The sequence below is a fragment of the Chitinophagales bacterium genome, assembly GCA_040877935.1.
GTDB lineage: Bacteria > Bacteroidota > Bacteroidia > Chitinophagales > CAIOSU01 > JBBDNB01.
In genome coordinates this window covers 196033-217088 of the sequence record JBBDNB010000039.1, presented here as the reverse complement: position 1 = coordinate 217088, position 21056 = coordinate 196033, and the positions used below count along the sequence as shown (strand labels likewise).

Below are 21056 nucleotides of genomic sequence, written 5' to 3'. Positions count from 1 at the left end.
TGAGCAAAACACAATTATGAGTCTTAGTCCACCCCTGATTCTATTATTTATCGGCCTTTATTTTGCTGTTCTGCTCCTCATTTCCTGGTGGTCCTCGCGCGGTGCGGACAATGATTCCTTTTTCATCGGTGAGCGAAAATCACCTTGGTACCTGGTAGCTTTCGGCATGATCGGAACTTCGCTATCTGGCGTAACTTTCATATCAATACCAGGCGTGGTGGGCAATTTCAGCAGCCCCAACGGACAGTTTTCCTATATGCAATTGGTGCTGGGTTATCTTCTGGGCTATCTGGTTATCGGCACCGTGCTAATGCCCCTGTATTACCGCCTTCAGCTTACTTCAATCTACGGTTATCTGGAACAGCGTTTTGGCAATGCCTCCTACAAAACGGGAGCCGCTTACTTCCTGCTTTCAAGGAGTATTGGTGCTTCCTTCCGTTTATTTTTGGTGGCTATTGTTTTGCAAAAATTTGTATTTGATGCCTGGGGCTTTCCCTTTCCACTCACTGTACTTTTCACCCTGATGCTCATCTGGATTTATACTTTTAAAGGCGGTATAAAGACCATTGTGTGGACAGATACCCTGCAAACACTTTTTATGGTTTCAGCAGTGCTGATCAGTATTTTCTTTATTGCACAAAAGTTGGACTGGGGTTTTATTGAGATGACAGAAAATATCAAGAACAGTGCATACAGTCAGCTCTTTTTCTGGGATGTAAAAAACGACAATTTTTTCTGGAAGCAATTTCTCAGCGGTGCTTTTATATCCATTGTAATGACCGGACTGGATCAGGACATGATGCAGAAAAACAACAGCTGCAAAAACATCAGGGAAGCACAACTCAATATGTTTAGCTTTAGCCTGATATTGGTAGTAGTGAATCTGATTTTTGTGAGCCTTGGTGCGCTGTTATATATATATGCCGATATTCAGGGCATAGCTGTACCGGAACGAACTGATTATTTATTTCCCACAATGGCATTGGAGTACTTTCCAGCAATGGCGGGCATAGTGTTTATTTTAGGACTGATTGCAGCAGCCTATTCCAGTGCCGATTCCGCACTTACAGCCCTGACTACCTCTTTTTGTGTGGATATTCTGAATTTTGAAAAAAGCAAAGAAAGCAAACAGAAACTCTATAATACCCGGTATAAAGTACATATTGGTTTCACTGCCTTGCTCTTTATTATTATCATTATATTCCGGTATGTATTAGAGGAAGATGTAATCAGCTCACTATTTAAAGCAGCGGGCTACACCTATGGCCCCTTGCTGGGCTTGTATGCATTCGGACTTTTTACACGCTGGCAGATACGCGACAAATGGGTGCCTATTATTTGCCTGCTATCACCGGTACTTTCATTTATTGTAAATGAAAATTCAGAAAACTGGTTCAACGGGTATCAATTTGGTTTTGAAATACTGATCCTCAATGGGGCACTGACATTTGCGGGTTTATTATTGTTAATTAAGAAAAAAGAATATGAGCAGTAAACATTTAACAAAAAACTGGACTGATCTAAAAGCAGAATCTTCCTGGCAGGTCTTTAAAGTAATGTCGGAAATGGTAGAAGGATTTGAAAAATTAAATAAAATCGGGCCTTGTATTTCCATATTTGGTTCAGCCAGGGTCACGCCCGATTCAAAATATTACCAGCTTACTGTAGAAGTAGCCAGCAAATTGAGCAAAGAAGGCTTCGGGGTGATATCCGGTGGAGGCCCCGGAGTGATGGAAGCTGCTAATAAAGGCGCAAAACAAGCTGATGGAAAATCAGTAGGCTTAAATATTGACCTACCTTTCGAACAGGATTCCAATCCATACATCGATCCTGATAAGCTCATTACATTCCGCTATTTCTTTATCAGAAAGCTGATGTTTGTAAAATATGCGCAGGGCTTTGTTCTGATGCCTGGTGGTTTTGGCACCATGGATGAAATGTTTGAAATCATCACCCTGGTACAAACTGATAAGGTGGACAATATCCCCATTATTTTAGTAGGCAAAGATTACTGGAGCGGTCTGGTAACCTGGATAAAAGAACAATTGCTGACCGGTGGCTATATCTCCAAAGAAGATTTGGACTTATTTAAACTGGTAGATACAGCAGATGAAGTGATTGAATACATCAACGAGTTCTATTCAAGAGATCATATATTGAGGCCGAATTTGTAGTTATCACATTGTTTTTAGCTCTTTATAATTGGACAGCATAATTTATTTTAACTGCTGAGCGCACAGAGAAAATCTGCAAAGTACCCAAAGAATAAATGACTTAAACCCAGGATAGGTAAGCTGCATCAATGAAGATATGTTTGGATAAATTGTTCAGATTAATAGCGTCCTTTGCGGTAAACTTTGAGAACTTTGCGGTAAAAACTGATTAGTTAAGCTTCTTTATCTTATTGATCTCATACAAGAAAATGCTATTATTCTTGTTTTGTATTTTAGCCGTAAAACAAAAACTCATATGCCCAATCACCCACCGTTTTGGAAAACATTCTCTGCAATTACCATAATAGCTGCATTCTGGGCTTTTGACTACAAAGCTGCCAAAACACTGAGTCTTTACAAACCAATGGAACTGCCCTATATTTTATCGGGCACATTTGGAGAACTGCGCGGCAGTCATTTTCACATGGGTATTGACATCAAGACATTGGGGCGGGAAGGCTTCCCCGTGCAAAGTATTGAAGCCGGTTACGTGTCGAGAATAAAAATTTCACCCTACGGATATGGGAAGGCTGTTTACATTGACCATCCAAATAAACTCACAAGTGTATATGCACATCTTTCAGATTTATCTCCGCGCATAAAAAAAGCGGCCTATGAGCTTATGCGTGAAAACAAAAACAATGAACTCGACCATTATTTTGAGGCCGGAGCGCTTCCTTTAAAAGCACAAGAACTCATAGGCTACTCAGGAAATTCAGGAGGTTCTATGGGCCCACATTTGCATTTTGAATTAAGGGAAAGTGCCTTGCAAATCCCTGTCAATCCGCTGCATTTCAATTACTCCATTGAAGACAAAGAAGCTCCTCAGATTAATGCACTGTATTTGTACAATTTAGAAAATACAAGCGGAATAGAGTTTCCTAAAAGAATCCCCAATTGCGATGGTGATACACTGCAAATCAACAGCTCAATATTGGGCGTGGCAGTAAGTGCATTTGACAGGCAAGATGGCAATTATAACAAAAATGGCGTGTATTCTGTAAAGCTGTCTTTAAATGATAGAGTGATTTTTGAAATGACTATGGATAAGATTTCCTATTCAGAGAGCAGGTACATTCAGGCACATTCCGATCCATTGATAAAAGAAAAACACAGAGAATCCGTACATCGCTGCTTTATTCTGCCGGGCGATGCATTGTCTATTTATAATGTGGCTGAAAATTACGGAAAAATCACACTGGAAAATCAGCAGCTTTATAAGTTTAATCTTGAGCTAAAAGATTACAATAAGAATACAACAACCCGGGAATGGTGGGTTCAAAAAAATGATACGCTTGCATTTTTTTCTGAAATTGAGGATAGTGCAAAAGGAAAAATGCCTGTTACTCATGCTCAGAAATTTGATTACGAAAGCAAACAATGGACAATCAATATTCCTGCTAAAGCTTTTTATTACGATACCTATATTTTTATTGAAGAATCCGATAGTACAGAAGAAGGACACCTATGTAATAAATTAAAAATTGCTTCGCCACACAGAGAAACCCACCGTTTATTTTCAATAAGTTTAACACCCGACCAAAAAATTGATCAGCCTGATAAAGCAGTAATTGTAAGGGAAGAAAATGGCAATCGAAGTTATCTCACTACCCATTACAAAGACAAGACCTGGAGTACAAGAAGCCGATCATTTGGGACTTATTACCTGGTGAGCGACACTACAATTCCTAAATTTATAAAAATGGAAAAAGTGGCCAAAGAGAAAAAAGTGATTTTTTATGCCAAGGACAGCCAAAGTGGAATTACGGATTATCATGCTTATATTAACGGAGAATGGAGCGTCTGCTATTACGATGCGAAAAACGATGCATTTGAGATAGAATGTCGCTCCTGTTTCGAACAAAGCGAGACTGAGCTTGTTCTGAATTTGAGCGATGAAAAACGCAATATTTTATCAATAAAAGAAAAATTTTAAGACTATGACACATTTAAACCAAGGCGATAAAGCCCCCGATTTTTCAGCTAAAGATCAAAATGGAAACACGGTAAAACTCAGCGACCTGAAAGGCAAAAAGGTCATCCTGTATTTTTACCCCAAAGACAGTACACCCGGATGTACCAAAGAGGCCTGTGATTTTAGGGACAATTACGAAATGTTGCAGTCCAAAGGTTTTGAAGTAATTGGAGTGAGTACCGACAGCGAGAAATCCCACCAAAAATTCATTGACAAACACAATTTGCCATTCACTCTTTTGGTAGATGAGGACAAGGAATTGGTCAATAAATACGGTGTTTGGGGCCCTAAGAAATTTATGGGCAGGGAATTCGATGGCCTGCACCGCACTACTTTTGTTATTGATGAAAAAGGAGAAATCCTGGAAGTGATCAAAAAAGTAGATACCAAAAACTCCAGCGCCCAAGTATTGGATTTATTGGGAATGGAGGTGTAAAGCTTTTCCTTGCACACAACAAGGGAGCATGCTCCCTTGCCGCACCCTGTAATTTGAAATCCAAAGATCAGAGTATTAATCTTTTCTTCCTTTGCGAGATTCGCGAAAAATCTTAGCGAACTTTGCGTGAAACCCTAAAGATCCAGTCCAAATTTCCTTGCAGTTTCCTTGGCGATTTCGTAGCCAGCATCTGCATGGCGGATTACGCCCAAAGCGGGATCGTTGTGCAATACCCGGCTCAATCTTTTTGCTGCATCATCCGTTCCGTCAGCGACAATCACCATTCCGGCATGTAGCGAATAGCCCATGCCCACTCCCCCACCATGATGGAAAGAAACCCAGCTTGCACCACCAGCCGTATTGATCAGCGCATTAAGAATAGGCCAATCTGCTACGGCATCAGAGCCATCTTTCATGGCTTCAGTTTCTCGGTTGGGAGAAGCTACAGAGCCCGTATCCAAGTGATCTCGCCCGATTACAATCGGTGCTTTTAATTTTCCTTCCTTCACCAGTTGATTAAAGGCCAAAGCAGCTTTTTCCCTTGCGCCCATTTCCAGCCAGCAAATACGCGAAGGCAGTCCCTGAAAACTGATTTTTTCTTTGGCCATTTTCAGCCAACGCAACAGCCCTTCATTCTCTGGAAACAATTCCTTCAGTTTTTCATCGCAGGTATAAATATCCTGTGGATCACCCGAAAGCGCGACAAAACGGAATGGTCCACTGCCTTTGCAAAACAAGGGGCGAATATAGGCCGGAACAAATCCGGGAAAGCTAAAGGCATTTTCGAGGCCATGCGCCTTGGCCTGCCCCCTGAGATTATTTCCGTAATCAAATACAATTGAACCTTTTTCCTGAAGTGCAATCATCAATTTCACATGCTCTACCATAGTATCCAGCGAATGCTTGATGTATTCCTTTGGATCTTTTTCCCTCAAAATATTGGTTTCTTCCACAGAAAATCCTTTTGGAATATAGCCTACCAATTCATCGTGCGCACTGGTTTGGTCGGTCAATGTATCGGGCACTATATTTCTCTCTATCATTCTTTCCAACAAATCCACGGCATTTGCCAGCACACCTATGGAAATAGCTTCACCATTGGCTTTTGCTTCCAATGCCCAATCAATAGCTTCGTCTATATCGGTGCTGCTTTTGTCCAAATATTTTGTTGTCAATCGCTTTTCAATTCTGGAAGCTTCTACTTCGGCAGCAAGGCAAACACCGCCATTCATGGTAATGGCCAAAGGTTGCGCTCCGCCCATTCCGCCTAATCCGGCCGTTACATTCAATTTTCCTTTGAGCGATCCATCAAAATGTTGATCCGCTAGTGAAAGAAAAGTCTCGTAAGTACCTTGCACAATTCCCTGTGAGCCAATATAAATCCAGCTTCCGGCCGTCATTTGACCGTACATCATCAAGCCTTTTTTTTCCAACTCACGAAAATGCTCCCAATTGGCCCAATTGCCCACCAGGTTGGAATTGGCAATCAAAACCCGTGGTGCATCTTTGTGCGAGCGCAATACGCCCACCGGTTTGCCCGATTGCACCAAAAGCGTTTCATCATCCTCCAACTTTTTCAGCGATTCCAGGATTTTATCAAAAGCCTCCCAATTGCGAGCAGCTTTACCCGTTCCGCCATATACGATCAGCTCATCGGGTTTTTCCGCTACTTCCGGATCCAGATTGTGTTGGATCATTCTATAGGCAGCTTCCTGAACCCAGCCTTTGCAATTGAGCTTGTTTCCTGTTGGGGCTTTTATGGTTTTGGTTGGCATAGTTTTGTTTTTAATTTTTTTAATATCCTCTACCTAATTCAACCATTTTGGTGCGCACTACAAAATGGGACAAATTATAGTATTTGAATTTGAGCGATGTGATAAAAATTTATATTTCACTCAGAAATCAATTTACAGGAATTGGAATCCGGCAGATAGGATTTACTTTCCAAATATTGCATGGCGTAGTCCTCCGTGCTAAAACATTGCACGCTATCTCCAGGAGCAGAATCGGGACATTCCACACAGTAGGGATATTCTCCATCCCCGTTTTTATGGCAGGAAAAAATTAAACCTATCAATCCTGTTGCAATAATCAGATATACATACTTCATTTTCTTTAAAATTTGGCTTTGGCTAATTTAACCCCTTTTATTCAACAGGAAAAATCATTTTAAAAAGTAAAATTATGCTTTCTCATTTTGTCCCACCAGATTTCTCAAAATCCAGTCCTTGCGGATCTGGATTTTATCGAAATGACGACCATGATTGTGGTTTTGTAATTTGTTCTTTCAATGGAAAACAATCAAAATAATCACGTCATTCCGGCCTTTATCTCCGAAGGAATAAAGGACAGGAATCTCGTGCCATGAAAACGACTGCCGGTACTCTTTGATTTCAAAGTAAAACGGTTCTATTTTTCAGGCAAAGTAAGAATTGAAAAAATCAATCCTCCCCATCTCGCATTACAGAAGTTTGTTGGTGTATGGATTCATTGTGAATGTCCCTGAACAAATTTAAAATAAATTCAAGGGTCAGTTTTTTCTCCTCAGATTTTGCAGATCGGGTTTTTATAATCTCATCCCAGCGTTCGGGCGCCAAAATGGTGATGTTGTTTTCCTTTTTGTAAGCACCTATTTTTCGTGCTACATCCATTCTTTCTGCCAGTAAATCCAAAGTGAGGTAATCAATGCGGTCGATATTGGCGCGCAATTTTTCCAGTTCATTTTTGGCTGCTGAAATATCCGTAGCCTGCTGGCGAATGACCAATTTTCCCAACATTTCATTCAACTGCCGAGGTGTAACTTGCTGTTCGGGATCGCTCCATGCCTTTGCCGGATTGGGATGCGTTTCCAACATGATGCCGTTGTAATTCAGATCCAATGCCTTTTGCGCTACTTCTCCCAAACCTTCTCGCTTACCCATGATATGACTTGGGTCGCAAAAAATGGGCAGATGCGGCAATCTCCTTTTCAAATCAATTGGAATTTCCCATTGTGGTGCATTTCTAAAAACAGATTTTTCATAAGTAGAAAAACCACGGTGCATGGCTGCCAGCTTGGTAATGCCCACATTATTCAATCGCTCGAAAGCACCAATCCACAAATTGATGTCCGGATTCACAGGGTTTTTGACAATTACCGGAATATCCACGCCTTTCAAAGCCTCTGCAATTTCCTGCACCTGAAAGGGATTAACCGTAGTTCTTGCGCCAATCCAAAGCACATCTATGCCGTATTCCAGTGCCAACTCCACATGCCGGGGATTGGCCACTTCAATGGTTATTGGCAAATTCAATTCATCCTTTACCCGCTTGAGCCAAGGCAAACCTACAGCTCCAATTCCCTCGAAGGAATTAGGTCTGGTTCGGGGCTTCCAAATTCCCGCACGAAATAAATCTATACCAATGCTTTTAAGGGATTTGGCAGTATCAAATACCTGCTCTTCAGATTCCGCACTACAGGGACCGGCAATATAAAAAGGACGCTTGAGGGATTTCGCCCAGTATTTGTCTAAGTTGAGTTCATCAGGCATTTGTCAAAAATACGATTTCCTTGGTTCACAAATAAAACCGGGCTTGCAAAGGCATTGTTTTAGAAAGTTCTAAAGAAATTTACTCGATAATCGAGATTTATCCCGATAGTTATCGGGACTCCGAGGCTTGCCCGCCTGCTTAGTCGGGCAGGCCTCATAATCAAAAGTATTTTTCCAAATAAATGCCTTGTGGGTTTGCCCCGAAGTAGTTTATTCGTGAAAAACCAAAAGCGGTTTTTTGGTATGGAAAAGAATTTTTCTGGTAAGGCTCTTTTCATAAGCTTTTTCGATCAAATGATAATCGCGGGTGAGCATAGCAAGTACATCCATATTGTTTTCATCGATGTATTCTTCTATTGCCTTGCCAACATCTGCCCCTGTTATAAACTCAAAACTCAGATTATCAAAATTGACAACCGAATCCATAATCTGTCGATAGTTTTGCAATTTTTCCTCTTCAATATAATGCTCCACTTCACTTACATGCAGCAAAATAATTTCAGCATTGAGTTTTTCTGCAAAAGTATTGAGGACTTCTAAAGTTTCTTTTTTAAAATCGACATAATCCAAGGCATAGGCTATCTTTTTTATGGGCTTGTATGCTGCATTTTCAGGTACAGCCAGAATATTATGTTTTACTCTTCTGATGACTTCGCTCGTAACACCGCCTATATTGCTTTCACTGTCATCACTTACACCCTTAAATCCCATCACGACTAGATTGAAAGAATTGGATCCGCAACAGTTTTGAATATTTTCAAGGGTATTGCCCTCCTCCAACAAAAATTCCAATTCAATATCCGGGCATTTTGCCTGATACTTTTTCAATCGCTCAAGTACACTTTTTTTGTCTTGTTCTTTATTGGCGATATAACTGGTAAACATGGTAATTTTACCGTCCTTGTCTTCAACTAAATCACAGGCATATTTGAGTGCTGTATCAGCATTTTCAGAAAAATCTGTTAAAAAAAGAATGTTGAACATAGTACTAAGGTTTTAGGTATAATTATAGAAAATTAAATCATTTACAAAAATAAATTTAGCGTTTCTCAATTTTAAACTTGGTGACCTTTGTTACTTTTAAATGGAACAATTAAAAAACCCAGAACATTCCTGCTCTGGGTCTCTGAAAAAAATTGTTGTTTTGTTGTTTTGTACGAATGTAGGGGCGCACGGCCGTGCGCCCCTACACACATTTAATATTTCGCCAGACTATTGTCAATCTCATCTGCATAAGCGAGAATACCGCCCTTGAGATTGTATAAATTGTCATAACCGAATTTTTGTTCTAAAGCCTGGATGGCATTGGCACTTCTCGCTCCGCTACGGCAATGCACCACCACTTTTTTGTCTTTGGCAATTTTATCTGCCTCGTCCAAAATATTGTTGAGCGGAATCAGTTCGCCTTTCAAATTGGCAATTTCGTATTCAAAATCTTCACGGACATCAATCAATTGAAAATCTTCTTTGCTGTCCTGTAATTCCTTGAGTTCTTTTACTGTTAGTTCTTTCACTTTTTCTTGTTTTTTATTTTCAGATTCCTGTTGGGGAATGCCACAAAATTGTTCATAATCGATCAAATGGTCAAGCGTGGGGTTTTCTCCGCTGATTGGGTTTTTCGGGTCTTTCTTGAACTTGAAAATTCTGGTCTCAAAACCCAGCGCATCGAAACTAAACATTCTACCAATAAGTGGATCGCCCACACCTGTGATTACTTTTATCACTTCATTGGCCTGCAAACTACCGAGTATGCCCGGCAATACGCCAATCACACCTCCTTCGGCACAGCTTGGCACCAATCCGGGGGGCGGTGGCTCGGGATACAAATCGCGGTAATTCGGCCCTGTTTGTCCATCGCCAAACTGATAATTGAAAACCGTCAATTGCCCATCAAAGCGGAAAATAGATGCATATACATTGGGTTTGCCCAGCAATACACAGGCATCATTTACCAAATAGCGGGTCGGGAAATTGTCCGTTCCATCGGCCACAATATCGTAATCCTTTATGATTTCCAGCGCATTGGAGGAGTTCAATTGGGTATTGTAAATCTTGAAATTCACATGCGGATTCAGGCCTTTCATGCGCGCTACTGCCGCTTCTGTTTTGGGTTTGCCTACATCATCGGTAGTGAACAAAACCTGTCGTTGCAAATTGCTGTCTTCCACCACATCAAAATCTACCACGCCAATGGTGCCTACTCCGGCTGCCGTTAAATACTGCAACAAAGGAGCGCCCAGTCCACCGGTACCCACTATCAGTACCTTGGCCTTTTTCAGTTTTTTCTGTCCCTCGATATTGAATTCGGGGATGATCAAGTGGCGGCTATACCTTTCCAGCTCTGCTTTTGAAAATAGATTGTTTTCTGACATTGTATTTTAGTTTTTTCCTCCTGCAATGGCCGGAACAATGCTTACGGTTGTATCACTTTTCAAAGCCGTATTGCCCTGTTCCAAATCCTTGATGTCCTCATCGCCCACAAATACTTTAATAAAGGAGCGGAGATTGCCTTCCGCATCCAGCAATTGGCCTTTGATATCGGGATAGGTTTCCACCAGTTCCTTAATGGCCGCATCTACATTGTCGGCATTGCTTTCAAAAGTTTTCTCCTGATTGGTAAATTTTCTCAAAGGAGTGGGAATCGTAATTTTTGCCATGGTTTAATTTTTTTGGAACGCAGATGCCGCAGGTTTTTTAAGATTTCACACAGATATTTTCTGCGGAAAATCTGCTTGATCAGCGTCATCCCTGCCCGACCCATAAGGGGCGGGAGCGTTCTATCATTAGTTTAAAAATTGATCTAAGTTTATTTCTTCTTTTTTGATTTCTAAATTTTCCTCTTCAAATCGCGCTTCATCATTCAGCCTCCAGGACAGAATATTCGCCAGTTTTCCTTTTTTCACCGATATAATGATATAGGAAAAATAGGGAACCGCCTGCCTCAAATCGTGCTCCGATGGAATGGCCGGATGATCGGGATGTGAATGATAGACACCCAATAGCAATAAATTGTTTTCATCGGCATATTCCTCGGCTTTGATGTAGTCCTTGGCGGAAATCTCAAACCTGCGCTCCCGGTTTTCTTCCTTGGAGTTATTCACCGGAATAGACTTGGTGATTACGCGATTGTCTTTTTCATTTCCGTAGAAAAAACCACAGCATTCGTGTGGGTAGGTGCTCAATGCATCCTCTACCATTGTGGCTTTTGCTTCTCCTGATAATATTACTTTCATAATTTGTTTAAATTTTGTTTTGCTACGAAGGCACTAAGACACAAAGTTAACATCATGCTTCTGTGTACTGTATTTATTTCAATTGTAATTTTTGATGGATCATCTTAGTAAAAATTCTTTGGTTTTGTATTTATTGACTTGACCATGTTTCATTAAAAAATTTCTTTCATCACTTCGGGGTAATTGCTCCCGTGATCGGGGAAAACAGTCACCACCGTACCTTCTTCCAATTCGTCTGCCAATTGCAATGCGCCTGACAAATTAGCCGCAGAAGAAGGGCTCAGCATCAAGCCCAATTTTTCACCTGCAATTTTCACATATTTATAAGCCGTTTCCGTAGAAACTACTCTGTTTTCATCGGCCAATTCAGGGTCATAAAATTTAGGCACTTTTGCCGTTTCCAAATCCTTCCAACCCTCCAGGCCATGCAGCGCAGAATCTGGATGCAGGGCAATGACTTTTATGTTTTTGTCAAAATCCTTTAAAGCCCGAGCAGTTCCGGTAAATGTACCCGTTGTGCCGAGCCCGGCTATAAAATGCGTAACTGCCTGTTTTGTTTGATTGTAAATTTCAGGCCCTGTTGATTTATAGTGTGCCTTCCAATTGTTGTCATTGGCATATTGATCGGCATAAAAGTACTTATCGGGCTCTGCTTCCTGCAATTCCACAGCTTTTTCCTGGGCGCCATCCGTTAAATCGTATTTAGAGGTAAATATCAAATTGGCCCCAAAAGCCTTTAGCGCAGCAATTTTTGTACTGGAGGCATTTTCGGGAATACATAAGGTGAAGGGAATGCCTAAAGCCGCTGCAACTCCAGCATAAGCCACTCCGGTATTGCCACTGCTGGCATCCAATAAATGTTTGCCCTCTGACAGATCTCCATTTAAAATGGCCTGCTTGATAATATTGAATGCCGGACGCGCTTTTACGCTATTGCCCCATTGCTGCCATTCGAGCTTGGCGAAGATTTTTACTTTTTCATTTTTGTGTAGGCCAATAATTGGAAACAAAGGCGTGTTGCCAATGAAGGCTTCCATTTTTTTAATCTTTTCTTGCAATGTCTTGTTTTTTAATTCAGCTATCATTTCCATCTGATATTTAACCCAGTATAAACAAAAAGCCCCAACGAATGATCGATGGGGCTGTATATTTCCTGTTAAACTTTACTAATACGCAAAAGCAACAGCACTCCATCGATTGGATGCACTACAACAGCAGCAACAACAATTTTCAATATGGAATGCGTTTCTTTTCATTTTCAAGTTGTGAATATATGCCATTATTTTTTAGCGGGCAATAGGTTGGGGAATATTTTTAAAAAATTATGCCATCGTCTTCCGCAACGCTTCTTTCAAGCTTTTACATTTTGGTTTTAGATTAGCAAAAACAGAATACAAAGTTAAATACGAAAAAATCACTGAACTATAAGCGTTGCTTTTACCTTTGATAATTGCAGCGAAATAGCAATTAACATTCTGTTCCAATATTCTGAATTTTTGATTTAAAACAGCAATCTTTATAAATTTGTATAACGACTCGATTCGGAAAAAAACATCTCGACACATGGCCATTACAATCAATAGCGTTCCCACTCTAAAAGAAAGTGCAGCTAAAAGATTCATAGCAAAAGCAAAAAATAACGCAAAGAACGAAAGGGATAAAGTGGATTTTTCTAAACAGGTAAAGTCCGCAAAAATTATCCTGAAAAAGTTTGAGCGTAATAAATAGCTTTAAATTTTGAGTTTTTTAGCAAACAACTGCTCCCTTAGGTTGCTAAATCAAAGCATACTTGATGAATGTGATGCTTTCGATTGTGGACACAAAGATTTAAATGAATTCTTTAGTAAAGATTGTATTTACTATACCAAAGACCTATTTGGAAAAACTTACTGCTTTACTTTCGATTCAGACCCAAAAAAAATTGTTTGCGCTTTTACCCTTGCCAATGACAGCATTAAAGCCATGTCATTGCAAAAAAGCACTCGGAATAAAATCTCCAGGCCTATTAGCAATCCCAAAAGATTTCACAACTACCCCGCAGTTTTGATTGGAAGACTGGGCGTGAATAAAGCATTTAAACGAAATGGAATAGGCAAAGAACTTATGGATTCCCTTAAGGCATGGTTTATTGATGAGGAAAACAAAACCGGCTGCCGTTTCATTATTGTAGATTCTTACAATGAGAAAATACCTCTGACCTTCTACAAAAACAATGGATTCAAAAACATCTTTAAAAGTGAAGAAGAGGAAAAAGAATATTTGAGCCTGCAAACAGAGGACAGCCTCAAAACAAGATTGCTTTATTTCGACCTTATTAAACTTACTAAATAAAACCCATGCTAAGACAAAGCAACTAAGCCATCGTCTTCCGCACCGCTTCTTTCCAGCCTGTGTATAAATTTTCTTTTTCTTTTTCGTCCATTTCGGGCTTGAATTTTTGATCCATCAGCCAATTGTTGCTGATTTCCTTTACATCGTAAAAGCCCGTTGCCAAACCTGCCAGATATGCTGCACCCAAAGCGGTGGTTTCAATCACTTGTGGTCGCTCCACTTTTACGCCAAGAATATCCGATTGAAACTGCATCAACAAATTACTGGCACAAGCTCCGCCATCTACCCGCAGGGCAGAAAGTGCAATGCCAGAATCTTGCTCCATAGCAGAAAGTACATCGCGGGTTTGATAGGCCAATGATTCCAAAGTAGCGCGAATCAAATGTGATTTTTGCGTGCCCCTGCTCAAGCCGAAAATGGCTAATGCAGGAATTGCTTACGGGGAAGGTGAGGGTGAAAGAATTTAGGAAAAATTAAAACTACAATTATGAATAATTATCGCTTAACGTGAAACAATGGAAATTGGACACTTAAAAAAGGAAAATGCCCAAAGAGCAACTAAAGTTTTCAAAGAGTCAACTAAAAATGAAGCTATTAAAGAAAGCAAAAATAGCATACTGGATTCCAGTTTTTTTAAAAAAACATAAAATAAAAGGTAGCTTTCAAGAAGAAACAACCTATCCAAGAAGCATTGATCAAAGAAAATCTAAAGGTTAAACACAGATTATGAATTTCGAAATTTACTGTGATGAAAGCAGACAAGAAGTTTTAACTGATAATAGCGCTCATAGATACATGGCAATAGGCGGTATTTGGATGAAGTCTGAATATCGTGAAACATTCAAAAACAAAATGAATGCCATAAAGAAAAAACATAGTATCTATGGTGAGTTAAAATGGAATAAAATTTCTCCTACCTATCTGGATTTATACAAAGAGATAGTAGAATATTTTTTCTCAACTAACTCCCTCCGTTTCAGAGTTATAATTATCAATTCCAAAAAAGTAAACAATCTTCACTTTAATAGCAGTGACAATGAATTGAGTTTTTATAAATTTTATTACCAGCTTATCCACCATTGGATATTTGACTTCAACAATTACCAAATATTTCTTGACTACAAGATCAATAGAGATAGTAGTCGACTTCAAGTATTAAAAAATGTATTAAATAACTCCAATTTATCCTCTTCTGTAGATAATGTTCAGGCAATTCCATCAGAACAATCTCTTGGAATTCAGTTAGCTGATATTTTAACTGGAGTGGTTTCCGCAAAATTCAATAATAAAACAACCAGTAATGCAAAACGCGAATTAACAACTCTTATAGAGGATATATATATTAAAATAGAAATTTCACCTACTCCAAAGTGGGAAGAGAAGTTCAATATTTTCAAAATCACACTTAAAGGAGGGTGGTAATGGCTTACAAAAAAATTAAGTCATACAAAATGAGTGAAATAGAACTCAGGTTATTATGGAAAGATGTTTATTGCAATCGTGAAAAACCAATTAAAACTTTTGATGGAATAACTGTGAAATTTTATGAAGACATGTTTGATCATGCTTTTTATGAAAGCGAAAATTGGAAAGAAGGAGATAAATCAATCCTCTCATTGAATCGCTGCGAGAAGATGCTATGGATCAAAGATACACTTGAGGATAATGAAGCTAAATTAAAGCAAGGCTTTGATAATAAAACTAAAACATACATAAATAACAGAAGAGTAGCGCTTGTAAAGAATAATTATGTTGTTATTATAAGATTTACAAAGGTTAGAGTAGCAAAGTTTGTTACTGCATTTCAAATAGACAATGATAAAAACTTAGAAAAATTCTTAAATGGGCCAGATTGGAATGGGGATAAATGGCTATAAAAAAAAGAACACTGTTTACGGGCACAGTGTTCGAAGCCTTTGCAAGTTCCCTACCTAAGGTAAAGACCAATACAATAATACAATTTTAAATAAAGAAGTTCAAACTGAAACCATGTATAATTACGAAACCAAATGAAAACATTGTATTCCATATGGTTTCCAATTCCCCATATTTCGCATTTCATTCTCTAAAAAAATCTCGAGCTCAGGTAAATAGGCGTTTTCCAGAGCTCCTCCAATTCTCCATAAACGATATAGGATTCTCCAAAAAAACAGGAAAAGCAGTTTTATCTATTGACAACCATTGTCGAGAAGCTTTCTGTTAGGGAACTGAAAAGACATCTCAATTCAGGCTTATTTGAACGGTCATCCCCCTAAGCCATCGTCTTCCTCACCGCTTCTTTCCAGCTTTTGTATAAATTTTCTTTTTCTTTTTCGTCCATTTCGGGTTGGAATTTTTGGTCCATCAGCCAATTGTTGCTGATTTCCTTTACATCGTAAAAGCCCGTTGCCAAACCTGCCAGATATGCTGCACCCAATGCGGTGGTTTCAATCACTTGCGGTCGCTCCACTTTTACGCCAAGGATATCCGACTGAAACTGCATCAACAAATTATTGGCACAAGCTCCACCATCTACCCGCAGGGCAGAAAGTGCAATGCCCGAATCCTGTTCCATAGCAGAAAGCACATCGCGGGTTTGATAAGCCAGGGATTCCAAAGTAGCGCGAATCAAATGTGATTTTTGCGTACCTCTGCTCAAGCCAAAAACAGCTCCCCGGGCTTCCATATCCCAGTATGGCGCACCCAGTCCGGTGAATGCCGGTACCACATAAACCCCATCATTGTCTTTTGCTTTGGATGCGAAATATTCCGAGTCAGGCGCATCGTCTATTATATGCAGTCCATCGCGCAGCCACTGAATGGCAGCACCGGCTATGAAAATACTGCCCTCCAGCGCATATTTTACTTCACCGTCCAAGCCCCAGGCAATGGTGGTCAGCAAGCCGTTTTTGGATGTCACCATTTCCTTTCCGGTATTCATCAGCATAAAACAGCCGGTACCGTAGGTGTTTTTGGCCATGCCTTTATTGAAGCAAGCCTGTCCGAACAAAGCCGCCTGTTGATCTCCTGCCACTCCGGCAATGGGCAATTCCGCTCCAAAGAAATTGGCTTCCGCTTTTCCAAAATCTCCACTTGAAGGACGTACATCGGGCAACATAGAAGCGGGAACGGACAATTCGCCCAGCATTTTTTCGTCCCATTCCAAATCGCCAATATTATAGAGCAATGTACGGCTGGCATTGCTGTAATCCGTAGCGTGTACTTTTCCCTTGGTCAAATTCCAGATCAACCAGGTATCGATGGTGCCGAAAATCAAATCGCCACTTTCGGCCTTGGCGCGTGTGCCTTTTACATTGTCCAAAATCCAATTGACCTTGGTGCCCGAAAAATAGGAATCGATCACCAATCCGGTGTTCTTGCGCACATAATCCTCCAGGCCTTTGTCCTTTAGTTTTTTGCAAATCGGGGCGGTTCTTTTGTCTTGCCACACGATGGCGTTGTAAACGGGTTTGCCCGTGTTTTTATCCCAAACCACGGTTGTTTCCCGCTGATTGGTAATACCAATGGCCGAAATATCTTTTACCGAATGCCTGGAAATCAAGGCTTGTGCCACTTCAATTTGCGAGCGCAAAATTTCTTCTGCATTGTGTTCTACCCAGCCCGATTTTGGAAAGAACTGCGTGAATTCCTTTTGCTCCACATCTACAATATTTCCGATTTTATCAAAAAGAATGGCTCTGGAGCTGGTGGTTCCTTGGTCTAAGGAGAGTACGTATTTTTTCATAGAATATTAAATTTGCAAATTACTTTTCATCAACCAAAGTAATATCAAATTGAACGAGGTCAATAAATTCTTTTACTCTTTCATCCAAATCGTAATGATCAATTTCTTTCAGGCGTTGACTTCCGAATTTTTCCACACAGAAAGAAGCCATTGCTGAGCCAAAAACTATGGCACGTTTCATGTTTTCAAATGATATGTCTTTGGTTTTTGCAAGGTAACCAACAAAACCACCTGCAAAAGTATCTCCGGCACCTGTTGGGTCAAAAACTTCTTCAAGAGGTAGGGCAGGGGCGAAAAACACATCGTTATCATGAAAAAGCAGGGCACCGTGCTCTCCTTTTTTAATTACCAGGTATTTTGGGCCCATCTCCAGAATTTCTTTGGCAGCTTTTACAAGTGCATGCTCATTGGCCAGTTGACGTGCCTCTTCATCATTGATGATCATAATATCCACCTGTTTCATTACTTTTTTCAAATCATCAATAAATTGCGGCTCCATCCAGAAATTCATGGTGTCCATGGCTACCAGTTTGGGGCGTTTTTCCATTTGTTCCAAAACGCGCAACTGCACCTGGGGTGTAAGATTACCGAGCATTACAAATTCTGCGCTGCGGTATGTTTTGGGCAAAACAGGATCAAAATCTGCCAGTACATTGAGTTCTGTAGCCAATGTATCGCGTGTATTCATATCCATATGATAGCGCCCAGACCAAAAGAAAGATTTTCCTCCTTCAATAACCTGAAGTCCTGAAGTATCTACACCTTGCTCATTTAAGGCTTTTATTTCATTGAAATCATAATCATCACCAATAATTGAAACAAGCTGAATATTACTTTTGAACTGAGCTGCAGCCCAGCTGAAGTATAATGCTGATCCTCCAACTATTTTGTCTGATTTTCCAAAAGGTGTTTCAAGGGCATCAAATGCCACTGTACCTACAATCAATAAACTCATGCTATTCTTTTTTTAAAAATTTAACTGTAAAGATTGGATTATTTGTTGAGATATAATAGATTTGCGGTCTCAAATTCCTTCATAGCTCAGCTGGTTACCCGCCAGTCCCGAAAAGGAACCTGCCCGACTAAAGTCATTCAGGCGGGCGTTCGGGCGGGGAGCATCTGATCCCGCGTTGGTAAAGAATGGAATTGAAAATAATGAAAATACAGTCCTCCATAGCTCAGCTGGTTAGAGCATCTGACTGTTAATCAGAGGGTCCCTGGTTCGAGTCCAGGTGGGGGAGCAAAGGAAGGCTCAAGGTTTTTAGGACTTTGAGCCTTTTTTTATTTAACCCGTATAAAAATTGGGGGGGGGGTAAATGATTTGGATTATTATTTTTCCACCCAGCAGGGTTCTAACCTTATCTTCAGCAATCCTGAAGTGTTATTGGAATCTTCTAAAGCAATTCCGATAATAAATCCTAAACGAGAGGCTTTCATTCCAAAACCTTTTTCGTTCGAGGTTGTCACATAATCTCCATAGGAAACATGTCCCTCACTGGAGTCAAACTTGATGTAAACAATTCCACTGGTAAGTATAGATGGAATATTACTGATTCCAGACGCTTCATTATATACTCCTGCAAAAAATTCTGAATATGCCTTGGATGCTTTAGACAAGATCCCATCAGCAATCCTTCCCGTATTGGAAGAAACAAGATCACCATGTTCAAATTCAATCTGTGGTCTTCGGGTAGGTTCTTGTGCAAAAACAGATTGGTGAATTAAAAAGAGTATAATGGGTATAAAAATGATGTTCTTCATGATTTTGTGATTTCTTAATTGCCTAATTCTATTACGTTTAAATTTCGTGAACCTATTCTTACATATTCGGTATAAGTAAATTCATCAGGCAACCAATATTGAATCGAATAGCTTTGGTTTCCTGATACACCGGAGTCCACAACATTAAATGAGAAATTATTGCTGTTGTAAAACCAAAAGTAATCATATGTATAACTAGATGTAGTTAGTTTAACTGCTGTGCGGGCCAATTCAGTAGAACCACGCATCAATCTGAAATACGCACAACTGGGCACATAATAATTGTAATTATCTCCTTCAACCAATGCTGATACTGTAATATTTACAAAACTTCCTGATGTGATATTTCGTGTCACAGAAAAACCCGACACATTTTGCCAGGTGCCCGGTGTCCACCCAACACCGGGGTTGTAGCTGAATGATCCGGAATTGTTGCTTACCAAATTTATCTCAGAAGCATTGGAATATACTGTTGCTCCTTGATTGCCCGATACAATTTTTGTCCAGGGCTGGGCAGGATTGTTATTTGTTTTCCTGTAATAGAGGTTTTGATCGAAAAAACTTCCGGCAATCTGCATAGCGTAATTATTGGAATTATTGCTGTGCCTTACATCCAGCAAGTGCCACCAGTTTGAAGCTCCGGATGGCCAGTTGGCTGCAGGTGATGGAGAAGAAGTTTCATAAAAGCCACTGCGTGCACCTGCATTGCCCTGTAACCCTGCATCATTGCGGGTTTCGGTCCTCACCAATCCATTGCCCCAGTAAACAACACCATCAGCCCTGATATTTGAAGTCACATGTAGTTTTTCGCTTGGACTGGTGGTTCCAATTCCTACATTTCCCGCAAAATATCCATGTCCATTGGTAAGGCCAATTACGGCATTCCTGCTTCCATTACTAGTGAATAATATCTGATGTCCCCAGCCTGAAATTGGATGTTTTGATGTTGAAGTGCCTGCATTGGTATGTGCGTAGGTGATTCCATATTGGTTGCCAAAATCATTGTTGCCGGTTGAGATTTTATAATTGGGGGCAATGGACCATATACCCTGAACCTGGCTTGAATTATATGTGCCTCCAATTCCCATTCTTGAGGTGCCGACTGCTCCATTGACATCCAATGTGGTACCTGCTCTTGGTGAAGCCATACCAATTCCTACATTTCCATAGGTATAAATATTGTCATTGATATTGTCGGGGGCAGTTCCTCCGGACTCATACCAGTCATGGTCTTCTCCTTCAGAACCAACTTTCATTCTGATCCACTTGCTGCCATTCCAATAATAATATCCCGGTGTTACATTATTTGGCGCAGAACCTGCTGTTGCGCTATTATAGATCAACAATCGCTCGGGGTATGGAGCTCCAATTACACTGGTAACATCAGTTGCACCAGTTAGCGAAACATTAGGGATAAGCAGCCCCCGGTCAGTACTGCCAACTTCTAAAGAGGCACTTTCATCAGGGGTGCTGGTATTGATGCCAATATTCCCAGATTGAGGAAAAACTGACAGACAAATAAACGCAAACAAAAATGTGAGTAGATGCTTCTTCATATGTCAAAGATGGTTATGCAAAAGCAAATTAACTATAAAACAACTGAAAAGCAAGAATTAATAAATAATATTTCGCTTTGCTTATGTTGCTAATAGATATTGCTGGCAAACAGCATATTTCCTTATAATTAAATTACAATACTTATGTTTATAATAACACATTTGACTAAACTGTTTTTCAAACTAAAATAGCGATTGAAAAGCATTGGTTGTATTGTGTGTGATTAATGCTTTGAATAAATAAGCCGGACGCATGTCAATCCTTACCCGTTTGATCCCCTGGTATATTGGTTTATA

22 protein-coding genes and 1 tRNA gene are annotated in these 21056 nt (G+C 40.1%); 10 read left to right on the top strand and 13 right to left on the bottom strand.

The window, feature by feature from the left end; translation table 11 throughout:
- Nucleotides 1–16: 16 nt before the first annotated feature.
- The 4 genes from WD048_10110 (at nt 17) to bcp (ending at nt 4624) form a co-directional block, all read left to right on the top strand.
- On the top strand, nt 17–1495 hold the full coding sequence (locus WD048_10110; protein ID MEX0812557.1) for a sodium:solute symporter: 1479 nt from the start codon (nt 17–19) through the stop codon (nt 1493–1495).
- The gene (locus tag WD048_10105) at nt 1485–2174 is read left to right on the top strand and encodes a TIGR00730 family Rossman fold protein (GenBank protein ID MEX0812556.1); all 690 of its coding nucleotides are present in this window, start codon (nt 1485–1487) and stop codon (nt 2172–2174) included. The genes WD048_10110 and WD048_10105 overlap by 11 nt, the downstream gene beginning before the upstream one ends.
- 295 nt (nt 2175–2469) lie before the next feature.
- Nucleotides 2470–4149 (top strand): M23 family metallopeptidase, encoded by a 1680-nt coding sequence (locus WD048_10100; protein ID MEX0812555.1) that lies wholly within the window; start codon nt 2470–2472, stop codon nt 4147–4149.
- Between the two features lie 4 nt (nt 4150–4153).
- Entirely contained in the window at nt 4154–4624 is a 471-nt protein-coding gene (gene bcp, locus WD048_10095) for a thioredoxin-dependent thiol peroxidase (protein ID MEX0812554.1), read from the top strand.
- 134 nt (nt 4625–4758) lie between these two features.
- Here the strand turns inward: bcp and hutU are convergent, their stop codons facing one another.
- From hutU to WD048_10055, 8 genes are all read right to left on the bottom strand, one after another.
- Nucleotides 4759–6399 carry a urocanate hydratase gene (gene hutU, locus WD048_10090; protein MEX0812553.1) on the bottom strand — a complete coding sequence of 547 codons (1641 nt, stop codon included), beginning with the start codon at nt 6397–6399 and terminating at the stop codon, nt 4759–4761.
- A gap of 116 nt (nt 6400–6515) precedes the next feature.
- Nucleotides 6516–6734 carry a hypothetical protein gene (locus WD048_10085; GenBank protein MEX0812552.1) on the bottom strand — a complete coding sequence of 73 codons (219 nt, stop codon included), beginning with the start codon at nt 6732–6734 and terminating at the stop codon, nt 6516–6518.
- A 331-nt stretch (nt 6735–7065) separates the two neighbouring features.
- Nucleotides 7066–8154 (bottom strand): bifunctional 3-deoxy-7-phosphoheptulonate synthase/chorismate mutase type II, encoded by a 1089-nt coding sequence (locus tag WD048_10080; protein MEX0812551.1) that lies wholly within the window; start codon nt 8152–8154, stop codon nt 7066–7068.
- Between the two features lie 210 nt (nt 8155–8364).
- Nucleotides 8365–9138 (bottom strand): universal stress protein, encoded by a 774-nt coding sequence (locus WD048_10075; protein ID MEX0812550.1) that lies wholly within the window; start codon nt 9136–9138, stop codon nt 8365–8367.
- A gap of 212 nt (nt 9139–9350) precedes the next feature.
- Nucleotides 9351–10526: a molybdopterin-synthase adenylyltransferase MoeB gene (gene moeB, locus WD048_10070; GenBank protein ID MEX0812549.1), complete on the bottom strand. Its 1176-nt coding sequence runs from the start codon at nt 10524–10526 to the stop codon at nt 9351–9353.
- A gap of 6 nt (nt 10527–10532) precedes the next feature.
- Nucleotides 10533–10811: a MoaD/ThiS family protein gene (locus tag WD048_10065; protein MEX0812548.1), complete on the bottom strand. Its 279-nt coding sequence runs from the start codon at nt 10809–10811 to the stop codon at nt 10533–10535.
- Between the two features lie 126 nt (nt 10812–10937).
- Nucleotides 10938–11387 (bottom strand): M67 family metallopeptidase, encoded by a 450-nt coding sequence (locus WD048_10060; GenBank protein ID MEX0812547.1) that lies wholly within the window; start codon nt 11385–11387, stop codon nt 10938–10940.
- Between the two features lie 152 nt (nt 11388–11539).
- Nucleotides 11540–12424, bottom strand: a complete 885-nt coding sequence (locus tag WD048_10055; protein MEX0812546.1) for a cysteine synthase family protein — start codon at nt 12422–12424, stop codon at nt 11540–11542.
- Nucleotides 12425–12950: 526 nt separating this feature from the next.
- On the opposite strand from WD048_10055, the gene WD048_10050 reads away from it, so the two are divergent.
- A complete protein-coding gene (locus tag WD048_10050) occupies nt 12951–13115 on the top strand; it encodes a hypothetical protein (GenBank protein MEX0812545.1) in 165 nt (54 codons plus the stop codon).
- Nucleotides 13116–13124: 9 nt separating this feature from the next.
- On the top strand, nt 13125–13718 hold the full coding sequence (locus WD048_10045) for a GNAT family N-acetyltransferase (GenBank protein ID MEX0812544.1): 594 nt from the start codon (nt 13125–13127) through the stop codon (nt 13716–13718).
- Nucleotides 13719–13740: 22 nt separating this feature from the next.
- Here the strand turns inward: WD048_10045 and WD048_10040 are convergent, their stop codons facing one another.
- A complete protein-coding gene (locus tag WD048_10040; GenBank protein ID MEX0812543.1) occupies nt 13741–14127 on the bottom strand; it encodes an FGGY-family carbohydrate kinase in 387 nt (128 codons plus the stop codon).
- A 134-nt stretch (nt 14128–14261) separates the two neighbouring features.
- Between WD048_10040 and WD048_10035 the strand changes: the two genes are divergently transcribed.
- From WD048_10035 to WD048_10025, 3 genes are read left to right on the top strand one after another with little or no spacing between them, the layout of a single operon-like run.
- Nucleotides 14262–14435 (top strand): hypothetical protein, encoded by a 174-nt coding sequence (locus tag WD048_10035; GenBank protein MEX0812542.1) that lies wholly within the window; start codon nt 14262–14264, stop codon nt 14433–14435.
- A gap of 9 nt (nt 14436–14444) precedes the next feature.
- Nucleotides 14445–15140 carry a DUF3800 domain-containing protein gene (locus WD048_10030; GenBank protein MEX0812541.1) on the top strand — a complete coding sequence of 232 codons (696 nt, stop codon included), beginning with the start codon at nt 14445–14447 and terminating at the stop codon, nt 15138–15140.
- 29 nt (nt 15141–15169) lie between these two features.
- Nucleotides 15170–15595, top strand: a complete 426-nt coding sequence (locus tag WD048_10025) for a hypothetical protein (GenBank protein ID MEX0812540.1) — start codon at nt 15170–15172, stop codon at nt 15593–15595.
- A 374-nt stretch (nt 15596–15969) separates the two neighbouring features.
- On the opposite strand, the gene glpK is transcribed toward WD048_10025, so the two are convergent.
- Nucleotides 15970–17442: a glycerol kinase GlpK gene (gene glpK, locus WD048_10020; protein ID MEX0812539.1), complete on the bottom strand. Its 1473-nt coding sequence runs from the start codon at nt 17440–17442 to the stop codon at nt 15970–15972.
- Between the two features lie 19 nt (nt 17443–17461).
- Complete coding sequence (locus WD048_10015) at nt 17462–18397, bottom strand: PfkB family carbohydrate kinase (GenBank protein MEX0812538.1); 936 nt, start codon at nt 18395–18397, stop codon at nt 17462–17464.
- A gap of 212 nt (nt 18398–18609) precedes the next feature.
- Between WD048_10015 and WD048_10010 the strand changes: the two genes are divergently transcribed.
- Nucleotides 18610–18683: transfer RNA gene (locus tag WD048_10010), tRNA-Asn, on the top strand.
- 88 nt (nt 18684–18771) lie between these two features.
- Here the strand turns inward: WD048_10010 and WD048_10005 are convergent.
- Nucleotides 18772–19203, bottom strand: coding sequence for a hypothetical protein (locus WD048_10005; protein ID MEX0812537.1), 432 nt, complete (start codon nt 19201–19203; stop codon nt 18772–18774).
- Between the two features lie 14 nt (nt 19204–19217).
- A complete protein-coding gene (locus tag WD048_10000; GenBank protein MEX0812536.1) occupies nt 19218–20759 on the bottom strand; it encodes a hypothetical protein in 1542 nt (513 codons plus the stop codon).
- Between the last annotated feature and the right edge of the window lie 297 nt (nt 20760–21056).